The following is a 15,833-nucleotide window of genomic DNA, read 5'->3' as shown; positions in this document are numbered from 1 at the left end:
AGTGCATCAAGTCACCACGCCCTGGCCGACCTTGACGCTCTCGTGGGCCTGTGATTTACTGCCCGCCGGCAGATCCGGATGGGGGAACCCGTGCCGTCAGATGAACTGTCAGATGAACTGTCCGAGGAGCAGGATCAGGCGCGGCCGACGGGTGCGGAGGGCGGTTCGCCCTCTTTATGGAGCAACCCCGCATATCGAATTTTCTTAGGCGTTCAGACTCTTTCCGCGCTCGGTGACTCCTTCTCGTATGTCGCCTTGCCGTTGCTGGTACTCCACACCACGGGATCGGTCCTTCAAATGGGCCTCGTCACCGGGCTCACCGGTGTCGCGTCGATCCTGACCGGCCTGTTCGCCGGTGTCGTCGTCGACCGCTTCGACCGCAGACGGCTGCTGATGCTCGCCGACGGGGCGCGCTGTCTGCTCTATCTGCTGATCCCGCTGGCGTGGATCTCCGCGTCGCCGCTCTGGCTGATCTACACCGTCGTCCCCATCGCGGGCTGCTTCTCGATGCTCTTCCAGGTCACCTATGTGACCGTGGTGCCGGCCATCGTCCAGCCGGACCAGATCACCAAGGCCAACGGCCATATGTACGCGACGTACGCCGTGGCCAGCGTCGCGGGGCCCGCGCTCGCGGGCTTCGTGGCCTCGTCCGCGGGCCCTGCCGCCGCGATCGGCATCGACGCGGCGACCTTCGCGGTCTCCGCGCTCGGCGTGCTGCTCGTCAAGTTCGACGGCAAGCCACGGCGGGCCGACACTGCTGACACTGCCGAACGCGGCAGCATCCGCAACGAGTTCCTGGCCGGGGTGAGGTTCCTGTGGGCGCACCCCGTACTGCGGCCGCTGACAGTTCTGCTCTCACTGATCACCTTCCTCATCTATGGCCTGACCGACCTCGTCATCTACCTGGTCAAGGATGAGCTGCACCACCCGGACACCACCGTCGGCTATGTGCTGACGGCCGGGACCGTCGGCTCGTTCATCGCCTCGGCGGCGGTCGCCCGGGTGCGCAAACGGCTTGGCTTCGGGGTGAGTTGGATCAGTGCGTTCTCGCTCGCGGGTGTCGCCGTCGCCGGGATCGGCCTGTCCGGGAGCGTCCCGGTGATCGCTGTACTGATGACGGTCACCCTGATGTGCACGGGCATCGCGGGCATCTCGTCGATGTCCCTGCGTCAGGAAGTGACCCCAAGTCATCTCCTCGGCCGGGTCACGTCCTCGTTCTGGACCATCCATACGGCGCTGGGGCCGATCGGCGCGGCCGTCACGACCGCGGCCGCCGCCGGGGCCGGCGTCACGACGGTCTGTGTCGTCATCGGCGTCGTCGTCATGGGCATCGCCGTGACCGGGCTGCTCACCGGCATCGCCCGGCCCTACGCCGCCGACCGCCCGGCAGGAGGGGTCGCATGAGCTTCGGCACACCTGGTATCCGGCCCTCGACCCCTCAAGCCTCCCAGGGAGCGGACGCGCTGTCACCCGCCCAGGAACGCTTCTGGTTCCTGGACCGGATGCACCCTCGCACCGCGCTGTACAACGCGTGCTCGGCGATCCGTCTCACCGGACCGCTCGACCCTGGCGCGGCCGCCCGAGCGGTGGGCGAGATCGTCCGCAGGCACGACGTCCTGCGCGCCCGCTTCCCCGCCGACGGCGGCGTACCGCGCGTACACGTCGAGCCGGAACTGCCGCTGAGCACACAGCTGATCGACCTCACAGGGCTGGACCCCGCGCTCCGTGCCGCCCAGACGCGGCGCATCGCCGAAGAGCATGCCCGGCGCCCCTTCGACCTGGAGACCGGCCCGCTGATCCGCACGGCGCTGCTGCGCTCCGCCGCCGACGACCACACCCTGCTCCTCAACTGGCACCACATCATCTGCGACGGCTGGTCCCGGCAGGTCTTCATCGACGAGTTCCTCGAACTCGTCGCGGCCCAGGCCGAGTCCCGCCCCGCCGAGCTGCCCCCGCTGCCCGCCCAGTACGCCGATTTCGTCGCCCGGAGCCACCACCCGGGCGCGGGCGACCCTGCCCATGAGGCCGAACTCGCCTACTGGCGCAAGCAGTTGTCCGGGCTCCCGGAACTGCGGCGGCTGCCTCCCGACCGCACACCTCCCGAGCGGGCCACGCCGCCCGCCGCCGTCGCGCTCCGCACGCTCGACCCCGAACTGATGGAGCACGTACGGGAGTTGGCCCGAGCCGAGCGTGCCACCCCGTTCATGGTGCTGCTCACCGGCTTCGTGATCGCGCTCTCGCGCCACCAGGACCAGGACGACATCGTGGTCGGCACGCCCAGTTCCCTGCGGGAGGACATCGACGCCGACCTGCTGATCGGCCCCTTCCTCAACATGCTCGCCCTGCGCACGGACCTCTCCGGCGACCCGACCGTCCGGCAGGCCCTGGCCCGGGTGCGGCAGACCTGCCTGGGCGCGTACGACCATCAGACGGTCGCCTTCCAGGACATCGTCGCCGCCATAGACACCGAACGCGCCGAGGGCGACGGCCAGTTCTTCGGCGTCACCTTCCAGTACATCGGTACGCCGTCCACCCGCACCGGACCCGGCACGCTGACCGCAAGTGCCGAGGAAGTGGACATCGGCTTCGCCAAGTTCGACCTGACCGTCGACGTGTTCGCCGAGGAGGGGCACACCGACGCACTCGCCCAGTACGACAGCGGGCTCTACCGGCCCGAGACCATCGACGCGCTGCTGCGCCTGTGGCAATCCGTGCTCGGCGACATGGTCCGGGACCCGGAGCGGCCCGTCGCCCTGACCGGCGCCCCCGGCCCCGAGGCCCGTACGCCGCTGCTGCGCGCCGCGACGGGCGCCCCCGTCGAGCCCGCCGAGGCCGATGACAGCGTGCTCGACGTGTTCGAGCAGTGGGCGCAGCTCCAGCCCGACGCCCCCGCCCTCGTGCACGGCGAAACCCGGCTCAGCTACGGCGAGTTGGACCGCGCCGCCAACCGTCTCGCCCACCGGCTGCGCGGCGAGAACGTCACGCCCGGATCCCGGGTCGGCATCTACATGGAGCGCTCCGCGGAGAGCGTCGTCGCGGTCCTCGCCGTGTGGAAGGCGGGCGCCGCCCATGTGCCGCTCGACCTCGACAGCCCGGCGTCCCGCCGCGCGATGATCGTCGCCGACGCCGGGGTGGACATAGTGGTCACCCAGGAGTCGCTCGTCCCCGACCTGGCCGACGACTCCGTACGCCTCCTGGTCGCGGGCCCGGACGGCGCGGACCCCGCCCGCTTCCCCGGCACCCGGCCCGAACGCCTGCTCGGCGCCGACAGCCTCTGCTATGTCATGTATACGTCGGGCTCGACGGGGCGTCCGAAGGGCGTCATGGCCACGCACGGATCGCTGCGGCGCATCCAGCTCGCATGGGAGCATGCCTTCGCGCTGCGCGGACGGATCAGCGGCCATCTGCAGATGGCCAACTTCAGCTTCGACGGCTACCTCGGCGAACTCGTCCGCAGCATCGGCTCCGGCGCGACTCTCGTCGTCTGCCCCCGCGAGACGCTGCTCCTTCCGGCCCGGCTGCTGAGGCTGATGCGCGACGAGGACATCGACGTCGCCGACTTCGTGCCCACGGTGCTGCGCACCCTTGCCGCGCACGTCGCCGAGAGCGGCGCGGACCTGGCCTTCCTCAAACTGCTCATCGTCGGCTCCGACACCTTCCCCGCCGACGAACTGGCGCGCATCCGCGGGCTGTGCGGCCCTGACACGGACGTCGTCAACTGCTACGGACTGACCGAAGGCACCATCGACAGCACCTACTTCACCGTCGGCGCCGACGACCACGACACACAATCCGTGCTCATCGGCACGCCCCTGCCCGGCACCGAGGCGTACCTCCTCGACGACCGGATGCGCCTGGTGCCCCCGGGCGTGCCCGGCACCCTCTACATCGCGGGCCCCACCCTCAGCCGCGGCTACCTGGGCGCCCCCGGCCGCACCGCGGACGCCTTCGTGCCGCACCCCTTCGCCGACCGGCCGGGCGCGCGGATGTACCGGACCGGCGACCGCGGCCGCTACCGGCAGGGGCCGCACGGCCTGCGCATCGAGTTCCTCGGCCGCCGCGACCACCAGCTCAAGGTGCGCGGCTACCGCGTCGAACTCGGCGAGATCGAGGCCGCGTTCCGCCGCTCCCCGTACATCAGGGACGCCGTCGTCCTCACCGAGGGGGAGCAGGACGCCAAGCGCCTCCACGCCTACCTCGTACCGAGTGCCGGCCAGCACGACGTGGACTGGCACGGCGTGCTGCGCGAACACCTGCCGCTCTACATGCTGCCCGACCGCCTGGTGCTCCTCACCGAGCTGCCGCTCACCCCGAACGGCAAGCTGGATCGCGCCGCGCTGCCGCGGGTCCACGGCACCGAGGTCGCTCCACCCGGTACCGCGAGGCCCGCCCGCACCCCCGTCGAGCACACCCTGCTCGACCTGTGGCGCACCGCGCTGCGCCGCACGGACATCGGCGTCAACGACGACTTCTTCAGCCACGGCGGCGACTCCCTGATGGTGATGCGCGTGATCGCGGCCGCGCACGACACCTGGGGCGTGGACATCACCGTACGGGCCTTCTTCCGCGCACCGACCGTGGGCCGTCTCGCGCCGCTGGTCGAGAAGCTGCTCGCCGAGACCGCCGCACGCGGCGGGACGGACCGGATACCCGGCGGGCCCGACCGGATCGTCCCGGTCGTCCGCCAACGCATTGCGTACGAGGAGGGTTAAGTGATGACTGGACCCATCGGCGGCGTCCCGGGCGGATACCGGGTCGTCGTCAACCACGAGGAGCAGTACTCGATCTGGCCTGTCGACCAGCCGCGGCCCGCGGGCTGGGAGGACGCCGGGTACGGCGGGGCGCGCGAGGAGTGCCTGGCACACATCGAGACGGTGTGGACCGACATGCGGCCGCTGAGCCTGCGCCGCAGGACCGAGCGGGGGGCCGCGGGATGACGCCGTACTACCAGGGCTGCCTCCTCGGCGATGTACGCGGATTCGCCGGCTGGGCCGAATCGGCGGCGCGGGAGCAGCGAGATCTTCCCGACGACACCGTGGTGTATCTGCGCGAGGACCTGGCCGTCGTACGGCACCCCGTCCTCGCCGACCAAGGGGTGCTGTGGGACGCGGCGACACCGCAGTGGCGCGCCTACTGCACCGACGAGCTGCGGTTCGAGCCGCCCGCCGGACGGAAGTGACGGCCGTGCAGCTGCCCCACGTCATCGAGGCACACGAGGGCGAGGACCTCCTCGACCGGATCGGCAGGGACCGCACCGGGATCCGGCAGCGGCTGCGCAGGGAGGGCGCCGTGCTGCTGCGCGGCTTCGCCGTCGGGGGCGTGGACGGATTCGAGTCCGCCGTGCGTGAACTGTCCGGCGAGGACCCGCTGCCGTACGAGGAACGGTCCTCGCCGCGCAGCACCATCAAGGGCCGCGTCTACACCTCCACCGACTATCCGCCGCACGAGGAGATCTTCTTCCACAACGAGAACTCCTACCGTGTCTCCTGGCCGATGAGCCTGTACTTCTACTGTGTCGAGCCACCGGGAGGCGGCGGAGCGACCCCGCTGTCGGACACCCGCCAGGTCCTGCGCGTCCTCGACCCCGCCGTGCGCGAGGAGTTCGAGCGGCGCGGCTGGATGGTGGTGCGCAACTTCGGCCCCGAGTTCGGGCTGAGCTGGCAGGAGGTCTACGACACCGACGACCGGTCGCAGGTGGAGCGGTTCTGCGCGGCCAACGGCGTCACCGCCCAATGGCGCGCGGACGGCAGGCTGCGTACGTCATCGGTGCGCGAGGCCGTGCACCGGCACCCCGAGACGGGGGACGAGGTGTGGTTCAACCACGCCGCGGTCTTCCACCTCTCGACACTGTCGCCGGAGAACCGCGAGGGCATGCTCGAACTCTTCGGCGAGGAGGACCTGCCCAACCAGAGCTACTTCGGCGACGGCGGGGACATCCCCGACGACGTCATGGCGCACGTACGCGACTGTTACCGCTCTTCGGCCACCCGCTTCGACTGGTCCCGCGACGACGTCCTGGTCATCGACAACATGCTGACCGCGCACGGCAGGGAGCCCTACACCCGTCCCCGTACGATCGCCGTCGCCATGGCCGAGGCGCTCGCGATGACCGGGCGGAGGTGAGCGGCGTGACGGCACCGACACCACCGACCGGTTCAGCCCTGGTGAGCGACGCGTCGTACGCCCAGTCGCGGATGTACTTCTTGGATGAACTGGCCGACCAGACAAGTGTGTTCACGGTCGCCCGTGTCCTCGACCTGACCGGAGTTCTCGACCCGGCGGCCCTGGACGCGGCCGTCCGGGGCTGCGTGCGCCGCCACGAGAGCCTGCGCACCTGCTTCCGCGTCCTCGACGGCCGGCTGAGCCAGATCGTCACCGACCACGAGCCCGCCCTGCGCATCATCGACCTGCGCTCCCTGCTCGGGCGGAACACGTCGGTCGACGAGCAGGGCCTGGTCGCAGGGCTGGCCGGGCAGGAGGCCGCCGAACCCTTCGACCTGCGGCGCGTGCCCCTCCTTCGGACCACGCTGATCCGCCTCACCGACCAGCGCTCCGTCCTCCTGGTGACGCTCCATCACATCGTGGCCGACGCCTGGTCCCTCGACCTCTTCCTGCGCGAACTCACCGCGCTGTACCGCGCCCACGTCACCGAAACCCCGCACGGTCTGCCCGAACCACGCCTGCAGTACGCGGATTTCGCCGCCTGGCAGCAGCGCGCCGAGGCGAGCGGCGGCCACGACCGGCTCCTCGACCACTGGCGCGAACGCATCCGCGCACTGCCCGAACTGCCGTTGCCCACCGGGCGCCCGCGCCCCGAACAGCTCTCCTACCGCAGCAGCGAACTCTCCGTACCGCTCGACGACCGCCTCACGGCACAGCTGAACACTTTGGGCCGTGAGGAGGGCGCGAGCCTGTTCATGGTCCTGCTCGCCGGCTTCTATGTCGCGCTGCACCGCCACAGCGGCCGGGCCGACCTCACCGTGGGCGGCACCACCTCCGGGCGGGCCCGCCCCGAGACCCAGAACGTGATCGGCTCCTTCGTGAACATGGTCGTGCTGCGCACCCTGGTCCGCGACGACCACACGCTGCGCGACGTGCTGCGTGCCACCGCAGAGACCTGCCATGACGCGTACGAGCATCAGGAACTGCCCTTCGAGCGGCTGGTGGCCGCGCACGGCGGGGCCCGCCGCGCCAACCAGAACCCGCTGTTCCAGATCGTGTTCCAGATGATCGTCGAGGCGGACGACGAGCTGTCCGTGCCGGGCTTGCGCATCCGGATGCGCGATGCGGCCACCACCGTCACCACCTTCGACCTGGTGTGCACCGTCACGAACACGGCGGGACGGCTGTCGGCGACCCTGGGCTACGCGACCGAGCTGTGGGACGAGGACACCGTCGCCGCCCTGGCCGAGGCCTGGCAGCGGGCGCTGCGGGAGCTGGCCGAGCGGCCCGACCGCGCCGTGCGGGACATCCCCCTGGCCGAAGAACACCCGTACGCACCGGACGCCCTCCCGGACGAGCTGCGCCGCTCGACCGCCCTCGCGGACCTGCCCGCCGACGCCGTGCTGAGCGTCCACGACGCCTACGGCCACCCCGCACCACGCGGATCGGTCGGTGAACTCGTCCGCCGCGACGGGCCCGACGCCCCCGCACGGCCGACCGGCGTCGCTGTGCAGTCGGATGGGAACGGACGCCTGGTCGCCGCGCCCTCACAGGAGGCTGCTCCCCAACCCGGACCCAAAACCGAGCCACTCGCCCACTCCGCACCCGTCGGCCCCATGGAGCGTGAACTCGTTGCCCTGTGGGAGGAGTTCCTCGGCCGCACCGGCATCGGACGGCACGACAACTTCTTCCAGCACGGCGGCCATTCGCTGCTCGCGACGGTGCTCATCACCCGGGTCCAGGAGCGCTACGGCGCCGATGTGACCCTGGAGGCCTTCTTCCGCGGCCCCACCCCCGCGGGCCTCGCCGAGGCGATCGCCGCCGCCTCGCCGGACGGCACCCTGCCCGGCGGCAGCACGCAAGCCGATGAACTGAGCGCGCTCGTGGACGCCCTGGATCGACAGGAGGACCATGTCTGAAGCCGATCTCGCCGAGCGGATCCAGAACCTCACCGCCAAGCAGCGCGCACAACTGCTCCGGCAGCTGGGCGAACGCGGCATCAACCCGCCGCTGAGCCTGTTCTCCGGACCCGCCGACGGCGACGCACCGGTGTCGTCGGCGCAGCGCCGCATCCTCTTCCTTGGCGCGCTGCAGCCGGACAGTTCCGCCTACACCAGCGTGAACCCCTTCCGGCTCACCGGGCGGCTCGACCCCGCCCTGCTGCACCGCTGCCTGGACGAGATCACCGCCCGGCATGAGATCCTGCGCACCGTGTTCCCCACGGTCGACGGCGTCCCCGTGCAGCGCGTCCGGGCCGCCGCGCGGGTCGAGTTGACCGTCGTCGACCTGCGGGGACTCCCGCCGGCCCGGCGCGCCGCCGAGGCGGACCGGCTCATCGCGGCCGAACACGGCATCCCCTTCAACCTCGCGGACACCCCGCCCGTGCGGTTCCGGCTGCTGCGGTTGACCGCCGACGAGTCGGTGCTCGTCGCGGTCTTCCACCACATCATCGTGGACGGCTGGTCGCTCGCCGTCCTCGGCCGCGAACTGACCGCTCTGTACGAGGAGTTCTCGCTCGGCCTGCCCAGTCCGCTGCCGCCCCTGCCGGTCCAGTTCGGCGGCTACGCCCGCTGGCAGGCGGCCTGCGAGGACGGCACGGAGGCCCGGCGGCAGCTGGCCTACTGGGAAACGCACCTCAGCGGCGCCCCCGACCGCCTCGACCTGCCCACGGACCGGCCGCGCCCGCCCGTGCAGAGCCACCGGGGCGCCACCTACCATTTCGTGCTGGACGCGGAGCTGACCGAGGCCCTGTACGAGCTGGGCGTACGCCACGGGGCCACGCTCCACATGACGCTGCTCACCGCGCTCGCCACCGTCCTGTACCGCTACAGCGGGCAGGCCGACATGCTCATCGGCGGCGCCGTCGCCAACCGGCGACAGAGCGAACTGCACGGCCTGGTGGGCTTCTTCGCCAACTCGGTGCTCTTCAGGGTGCGCCTTGACGGCGACCCGAGCTTCGCCGAGCAACTGGCCCGCGTACGCAGCACCTGCCTGGCGGCGCACGACCACCAGGACGCATCGGTGGACCTGATCGCCCAGCGCCTGTTCCCCGAGCGCGACCTCGCGCGCAACCCGCTCTACCAGGTGAATTTCACCCTGCACAACACGCCGGCCATGACCGGGAACCCTTCCGGCCTGACGGTGGAGCTGCTCGACACGGCGGCCGAGTCATCGCGCTTCGACCTCGACTTCAACATCCTGGAGACCGACGAAGGCCTCGACTGTCTGGTCGACTACGCCACCGACCTCTTCGACACCACCACCGTCGCCCGCATCTGCGACTCCCTCGGCGAACTGCTCCGTGCCGTCACCGCCGACGCCGACCGGCGCCTGTCCGCCCTGCCCGTGCTCTCCGCGCGCGAACTGCGGCGCATCGTGACCGAGTGGAACGACACCGGCACCGAGACCTGTGAGACGCCCCTGCACGAACTGGTGGCGGCCCAGGCCTCCCGCACGCCCGACGCGGTCGCTGTACGCGCGCCGGGCCACTCAAGGACGTACGGGGAACTCGACGGCGCGGCCAACCGGCTCGCCCACCATCTGCGGGACGCCGGAGCGCGGCCCGGCACCGTCGTGGCCGTCCTGATGGGTCACGGGCCGCGTACCGTGACCGCGCTGCTCGCGATCCTCAAGACCGGCGCCGCCTACGTGCCGCTCGACCGCACGCACCCACCGTCCCGGACCAACGCCATGCTCGCCGACAGCGAGGCCACCGTCCTGGTGGTGGACGACGGCCTGCCGGTGGAAGTGGAACCCGGCGACGCCCGAGTCCTCGGGCTCACTGCCGAGGCCGACGCGATCGCCAGGCGGCCCGCGACCGCCCCGGACGTCCGTGTGACGGCGGACGACCTGATCTACCTCATGTTCACCTCGGGCTCCACCGGCCGTCCCAAGGCGGCGCTCCTCACCCACCGCAACGTCGTCAACTACCTGCTGTGGGCCAAGGATTACTACTCCGCGTCCACGGGGACGGGCGTGCCCGTGCACTCGTCGCTCGCCTTCGACCTGACCGTGACGAGCATCTTCGCACCCCTGCTTGCCGGGCAGCGCGTGGTGCTCCCGGCAGCGGCCACCGCCGACGCCCCGGACGTGGCCTTGCGCGACCTCCTTGCCGACGCCGCCGACCTGAGCTTCGTCAAACTGACGCCCTCGCACCTGAGGCTCCTCGAACAGCACGCCGACGACGCCCCGCTCGCCCTGCCTGCCCGGACCGTCATCCTCGGCGGGGAGGGGCTGCACGACGACGCCCTGTCGGCGCTCCGCGCCGGCACACCCGAGGCCCGCATCATCAACGAATACGGGCCCACCGAGACTGCCGTGGCCTGCACCGCGTACGAGGCGGACAGCGCGCCACCGGAAGGCGGCGCGGGCCGGGTGCCGATCGGGCGGCCGATCGCCAACGTTCGCGTACACGTCCTGGACGAGGCGCTGCGCCCGGTGCCGGTCGGCGTGCCGGGCGAGGCCTGCGTCGGCGGTGCCGGAGTCGGCCAGGGCTACTGGCGGCGTCCGGCGCTCACCGCCGACCGCTTCGTGCCCGACCCCTTCAGCACCGTCCCGGGCGTCCGCCTCTACCGGACGGGGGATTTGGTCCGGCTGCTGCCCGGCGGCGACCTGGAATACCTGGGCCGCAGGGATGAGCAGGTCAAGGTGCGGGGCCACCGGCTCGAACCCGCCGAGGTCGAGGCCGCGGTGCGCAGCCATCCCGAGGTCCACGAATGCGCCGTCGAGGTGGTGAGCCGTGAACCGGGCGATGAGCGGATCGTCGCCTTCGTCCGCCTGCGCGACGGCTCCCGGAGCGAGAGGAACTGGGACGCAGACCGAGTCGAGGAGTGGCGTCGGCTCTACGAGACCACCTACGGCGATCTGCCGACGGGCCGGGACGAAGCATCATTCAACCTCGCAGGCTGGCTGAGCAGTTACACAGGCCGGGCCTTGGACGAGGGACAGATGCGCTCCTGGCTGGACAACACGCTCGGCCGCATCCGTGCCCTGCGGCCGCGCGACGTCCTGGAGATCGGCAGCGGCACCGGCATGATCCTGTTCAACCTGGCCGCCGATTGCCGCAGTTACCGGGCCACCGACATCTCCGCCCCCGCCGTCGCCTACGTGCAGAGCACCGTGGACGCTATGGACCTCCCGCCGGGACGGGTCGATGTCCGCACGGCTCCCGCGCACCAGAGCATCACCCCGCAGGCGACAAAACCGGCGCCCGACACGGTGGTGCTCAACTCCGTCGTCCAGTACTTCCCTTCGGCCGGCTACCTCCTCGACGTGCTCCGGCAGGCCGTCGACGCGGTGCCCGACGGCGGCCATGTCTTCCTCGGCGATCTGCGCAGCCTGCCGCTGCTGGAGCTGTTCCACACGTCCGTCCAGGCGCACCGGGCCCCGGCGAACATGCGCATCGCCGAACTCCGCTCCAAGATCCGCCGCCAGAGCGACCTGGATCCCGAACTGTGCGTCGATCCCGCCCTGTTCGAGGAACTCGCGGCGCGCTGGCCTCGGGTGGCGCAGGTCCGCGTGGAGCCCAAGCGCGGCCGCGACGACAACGAGCTCACCCACTATCGGTACGACGTCGTCCTCGCCGTCGGCCCCAAGGCGGCCGCATCTGAGCCCTCCGGCCCGGTGCTCGACTGGGCCGCATCACCTCTCGCGCCGGACGAGCTCCTACGCCTCGTCCAACGGGAGCGCCCCGAGCGGCTGCGCCTCACCGGTGTGCCCAACGCCCGGCTGTCCGCCGCACTGAGCCTGCGCGACCTCATCGCAGAGCGGGCGCCTGCCTCCTCCGTGGGTGAACTCCGGGCGCGGGCCGCCGCCGTGACCTCGCAAGGTCACGCGCCGGAGGACTGGTGGGAGCTTGCGGAGCAGTGCGCGTACGAGGTGGAGCTGAGCTGGCGGGACGGGCGGGCCGACGGCGCGTACGACGTCTTCCTGACGCGCCGCGACGTCTTCCTGACGCGCCGCGACGCGGCAGCCGTGCCGTCCGCGCTCCCGGCCGTCGCCACAGGCCGGGAAGCCGAGGTCTTCGATGGACGGCGGCACACCAACGACCCGCACTGGCGCCGGGCCTGCGCAATGATCATTCCGGACATCGACGCCCACGTACGCCGCTGGCTCCCCGAACCGGTCCTTCCCACCCACTACGTCCCGCTGTCCGAGCTACCGCTCACGTCGAACGGCAAGGCCGACCGCACCCAGCTGCGCCGGCTCGCGGCGGACCCCGCGGTCGTCGAGCGCGCCGTCTGGGGCGTGGCCGCCCGGGAACTCACCGGGACCGAGCAGATCGTCGCCGACATCTGGCGCGAGCTGCTCGACTGCGGTGACGTCACGCCCGACGACGACTTCTTCGGGCTCGGCGGGCACTCGCTGCTCACCCTCCAGGTCGTCTTCCGCCTGCGCAAGCGCCTGAACGTCGCCCTGCCCGCGCGTGCCCCGTTCAACCACCGGACCCTCGCCGAGCTCGCCGCCTGCGTCGACACGCTGCGGGAGCCTGCGGCCGACGCCCCGCCGCAGCTGACCGCCGTGCCCCGCGCAGGGGCGCTTCCCGCCTCGTACGCACAAGAACGCCTGTGGTTCATGGACCAGTTGAACCCGGGAGACCCCCGCTACAACGTGCCGGTCTTCGACCGGATCCGCGGCCCGCTCGACATCGGGGCGCTGTCCCGGACGCTCGACGCCCTCGTCGCCCGGCACGAGGTCCTGCGGACCCTGATCACCGCGCCCGACGGAGTGCCCCGGCAGGAGATCCGGCCGCCGCAGCCGGTGCCGCTCCCACTGGTCGACCTCACCGGCCTGCCGCAGGCGGACCGGGAAGCGGAACTGGCCCGCCTGGTGCGAAAGGAGTACCGCCGCCCCTTCGACCTGGCCGAGGGACCGGTCCTCCGCGCCCACCTGGTGCGCCTCGACCCGCAGGACCACGCGCTGCTCCTGTCGCTGCATCACATCGTCCACGACGGCTGGTCGTTGGGACTCTTCAACGACGACTTCGCCGCGTTCTACGAGGCGTTCACGGCGGGGCGTGATCCCGGCCTCGCCGCGCCGTCGGTCCAGTACGCCGACTACGCCGTATGGCAGCGGCGGCTGCTCGACGAGGGTCACCTGGACGCCCAACTGGCTTACTGGAAAAGCAAGCTGGCCGGTATCGTCGAGCTGCCCCTCCTGTCCACGGACCACCCACGGCCCGCCCGGCCCACCGGCAGCGGCCGGCTGCTCCCGGTCTCCATCCCAGCGCAGACCGTGGGGGAGATCCGTCGGCTGTGCCGGACGTCCGGTGTCACTCCGTTCGCCGTGCTGCTCACCGCGCTCGGCGTGGCCCTGTGCGCCCACACGGGCGAGCGGGAGGTGACCGTCGGCACCGATGTCGCGGGCCGCACCGCCGCCGAGACACAGGAGATGCTCGGCTTCTTCGTCAACCAACTGACGCTCCGCGTCGACCTGTCCGGAGGGCCGACCCGGCGGGAGCTCCTCGCGCGGGTCCACGGCACGGTGCTCGAAGCGCTCAGCCACCAGGACGTGCCCTTCGAAAGGGTCGTTCAGGCCCTCAATCCGCCCCGCAGCCGCCGCCACAGCCCGCTCTTCCAGACCAAGCTGGTGCTGAACAACACGCCGGGACGGTCCGGCGTCGAGCTTCCGGGACTGCACATCGAACCCGTCCCCGCCGGTCTCGACACCACCAGGTCCGACGTGGCGCTGGTCCTCCAGGAGAGCCAGGACGTGCGGGACGGAGTCAGCCCGTCCGACGTGGACGGCGAGATCACCGGGTTCCTGGAGTACAGCACCGAACTCTTCCAGGAGTCGACCGTCACCAAGCTGCTCGACGACTTCGCACACGCCCTCAAGGACCTGACCGATCCTGCCGACCTGGCTGAACTGCCCGATGACTTGCGGACGGGGCCCGCCTGATGACGAAGACGCCGACAGAGGACGAGCCTCTGGAGCTGCTCGACGACGCCAGGGCCGCGTTCGACGCCGGACGGGCGCTGGTCGACGCGGGCCGGCACCGCGCGGCGATCGGCAAGCTCCAGGCCGCTGCCCAGAACGCTCCACTTCGCGCCGCAGCCCTGTACTTGACCGGTGAGTGCTTCCAGCGCATCGGGGCGGAATCGGCCGCGGCCATTGCCTTTCAGCAGGCGGCACTGAGCGGTCCCGGAGATGACGACAAGCGTCTGCTGTACGAGAGTGCGCGGGCCTTGCAGGAGCAGGACAGGTATGCCGAGGCGGCCGATCGCTTCGAGACGCTGCTCGCCTGGGACGCGATGTACCAGGACGCCTGGAAGCACCATGAGTACTGCCGGACGCGAGCCGACTCGCCGTCGACCGCACCGGATGCAGTCCGGCAGGATTCTCCCCATTCTCCCTCCCTCCTCGTCAGGGACCTGGAAGCACGCGGTCTGCTCAAGAACTCCGACTCGCGGATCGCCGCCTACGACGCGCTGTTCTACGTCCAGTTCGACCACACCGGACTACACGACAGCGCCAAGAAGCACCTTGAACTGATCCAGTTGCTCACGGCCATCGGGGATATCTCCGCCGTCACCACCTCGCTCGACGTCGGCAGCGGCACCTTGCGCTACCCGCAGGTCCTCGACCGGTACGGGGTGCGGTCGTACGGCATCGATCTCAGCGACGCCGGAGTCCGTGCCTGCGTGGATGATCAGTGGGCGCGCCGCTTCGCCGTCGCGGACGGCACGCGGATGCCGTTCAGGGACGGCTCCTTCGACCTCGTCACCTGCATGATGGGCACGGTCAACCACCTGTCCGGGGCTCAGCGCGAGCGCTTCCTCGCCGAGTCGTTCCGGACGCTCCGGCCTGGCGGGCTCCTTGTCGTGAGCGCATGGGCACCCGCTTGCCGCTTCCAGACGTTCCTGTCCTTCTACTCCCCAACGGAAATGGCCCAGCTGCGGGGCCGGTTGAGCGACCCGGAGGACCTGCGCGCCGAGTGCGCTGCGGCGGGCTTCGGGGATGTGCGCACCACGCCTTTCTGTACGTTCCCCGACTGGCAGGTCACGGGGGCCGGCGCGGTAGGGACGGACGCGGACCACCTGGCCAGGCTCGCGGAGCTCGACCGGGACCGCGCGGCACAGGATCCGACGATCGCGGGCCAGATGTTCCTGCTCAGCGCGCGGCGTTGACCTCCGGCCGGGGGAGCGTGTCCGCGAGGGTGTCCGCCGTGAGGAAACGGACGCTGCGTACGGCGATGCCCTCGCGCCGGCAGGCGGTGGCGAGCTTCATCGCCGTGATGGAATCCCCGCCCAGTCCGACGAAGTTGTTACCGGCGCCGACTTCGCCCACGCTGAGAACGCGGGCGCAGAGTTGCTGGACGGCTTCCGGGTCTCCTTCTCGGACAGGTCCCGAGAGGTCGTTTTCGTTTTCATCTGGTTTGCGCCGCCTCACGTATCACGCCTCCGCTGGACGGAGAGGGCATCGACGCACGTCTTGGGATGAGACGCGCTTCACAGGATGAGTCCGACAAGACGGGCCTACCAGTCGGCCCATGGAGAGCCTCCGTACTTGTTGCCCGTCAAGTCATGCCATGGAGCTCAGGCGTCATCGAAGGGCACGTCAACAGGATCAAGATGCTCAAACGGCAGATGTACGGCCGCGCAGGAATCGAACTCTCGCGCAAACGAGTCCTCTTGGCGTGACCGGTCGTAGAAGCGGACGCATGACCGTTG

Annotated in this window: 9 protein-coding genes; 8 read left to right on the top strand and 1 reads right to left on the bottom strand. The window is 70.8% G+C overall.

Annotated elements, in window-relative coordinates; all coding sequences use genetic code 11:
- The first annotated feature begins 117 nt into the window (after nt 1-117).
- From AB0I94_RS28240 to AB0I94_RS28205, 8 genes are read left to right on the top strand one after another with little or no spacing between them, the layout of a single operon-like run.
- A complete protein-coding gene (locus AB0I94_RS28240; protein ID WP_363312615.1) occupies nt 118-1,404 on the top strand; it encodes an MFS transporter in 1,287 nt (428 codons plus the stop codon).
- Nucleotides 1,401-4,712 (top strand): amino acid adenylation domain-containing protein, encoded by a 3,312-nt coding sequence (locus tag AB0I94_RS28235; protein ID WP_363312517.1) that lies wholly within the window; start codon nt 1,401-1,403, stop codon nt 4,710-4,712. The genes AB0I94_RS28240 and AB0I94_RS28235 overlap by 4 nt, the downstream gene beginning before the upstream one ends.
- Nucleotides 4,713-4,715: 3 nt before the next feature.
- Entirely contained in the window at nt 4,716-4,937 is a 222-nt protein-coding gene (locus tag AB0I94_RS28230; RefSeq protein ID WP_363312516.1) for an MbtH family NRPS accessory protein, read from the top strand.
- Nucleotides 4,934-5,179, top strand: coding sequence for a hypothetical protein (locus AB0I94_RS28225; RefSeq protein WP_363312515.1), 246 nt, complete (start codon nt 4,934-4,936; stop codon nt 5,177-5,179). Before AB0I94_RS28230 ends, AB0I94_RS28225 begins: the two co-directional genes overlap by 4 nt.
- Nucleotides 5,180-5,184: 5 nt before the next feature.
- On the top strand, nt 5,185-6,123 hold the full coding sequence (locus tag AB0I94_RS28220; protein WP_363312514.1) for a TauD/TfdA family dioxygenase: 939 nt from the start codon (nt 5,185-5,187) through the stop codon (nt 6,121-6,123).
- A 5-nt stretch (nt 6,124-6,128) separates the two neighbouring features.
- Nucleotides 6,129-8,081 (top strand): condensation domain-containing protein, encoded by a 1,953-nt coding sequence (locus AB0I94_RS28215; protein ID WP_363312513.1) that lies wholly within the window; start codon nt 6,129-6,131, stop codon nt 8,079-8,081.
- On the top strand, nt 8,074-14,061 hold the full coding sequence (locus AB0I94_RS28210; protein ID WP_363312511.1) for an amino acid adenylation domain-containing protein: 5,988 nt from the start codon (nt 8,074-8,076) through the stop codon (nt 14,059-14,061). Before AB0I94_RS28215 ends, AB0I94_RS28210 begins: the two co-directional genes overlap by 8 nt.
- Entirely contained in the window at nt 14,061-15,290 is a 1,230-nt protein-coding gene (locus tag AB0I94_RS28205) for a class I SAM-dependent methyltransferase (protein WP_363312509.1), read from the top strand. The genes AB0I94_RS28210 and AB0I94_RS28205 overlap by 1 nt, the downstream gene beginning before the upstream one ends.
- On the opposite strand, the gene AB0I94_RS28200 is transcribed toward AB0I94_RS28205, so the two are convergent.
- Nucleotides 15,274-15,552: an acyl carrier protein gene (locus tag AB0I94_RS28200; RefSeq protein WP_363312508.1), complete on the bottom strand. Its 279-nt coding sequence runs from the start codon at nt 15,550-15,552 to the stop codon at nt 15,274-15,276. The two genes, AB0I94_RS28205 and AB0I94_RS28200, sit on opposite strands and share 17 nt — an antisense overlap.
- Nucleotides 15,553-15,833: the final 281 nt, after the last annotated feature.

Origin of the sequence: Streptomyces sp. NPDC050147 (assembly GCF_040660195.1) — a bacterium.
Classification (GTDB): Bacteria; Actinomycetota; Actinomycetes; order Streptomycetales; family Streptomycetaceae; genus Streptomyces.
The sequence above is the reverse complement of the archived record's forward strand: the minus strand, read 5'-3'. Positions and strand labels throughout refer to the sequence as shown.

Coding starts and splice junctions, on each gene's coding strand:
- AB0I94_RS28235 (WP_363312517.1), top strand. CDS start 1,401: ATGAGCTTCGGCACACCTGGTATCCGGCCCTCGACCCCTCAAGCCTCC.
- AB0I94_RS28230 (WP_363312516.1), top strand. CDS start 4,716: ATGACTGGACCCATCGGCGGCGTCCCGGGCGGATACCGGGTCGTCGTC.
- AB0I94_RS28225 (WP_363312515.1), top strand. CDS start 4,934: ATGACGCCGTACTACCAGGGCTGCCTCCTCGGCGATGTACGCGGATTC.
- AB0I94_RS28210 (WP_363312511.1), top strand. CDS start 8,074: ATGTCTGAAGCCGATCTCGCCGAGCGGATCCAGAACCTCACCGCCAAG.
- AB0I94_RS28205 (WP_363312509.1), top strand. CDS start 14,061: ATGACGAAGACGCCGACAGAGGACGAGCCTCTGGAGCTGCTCGACGAC.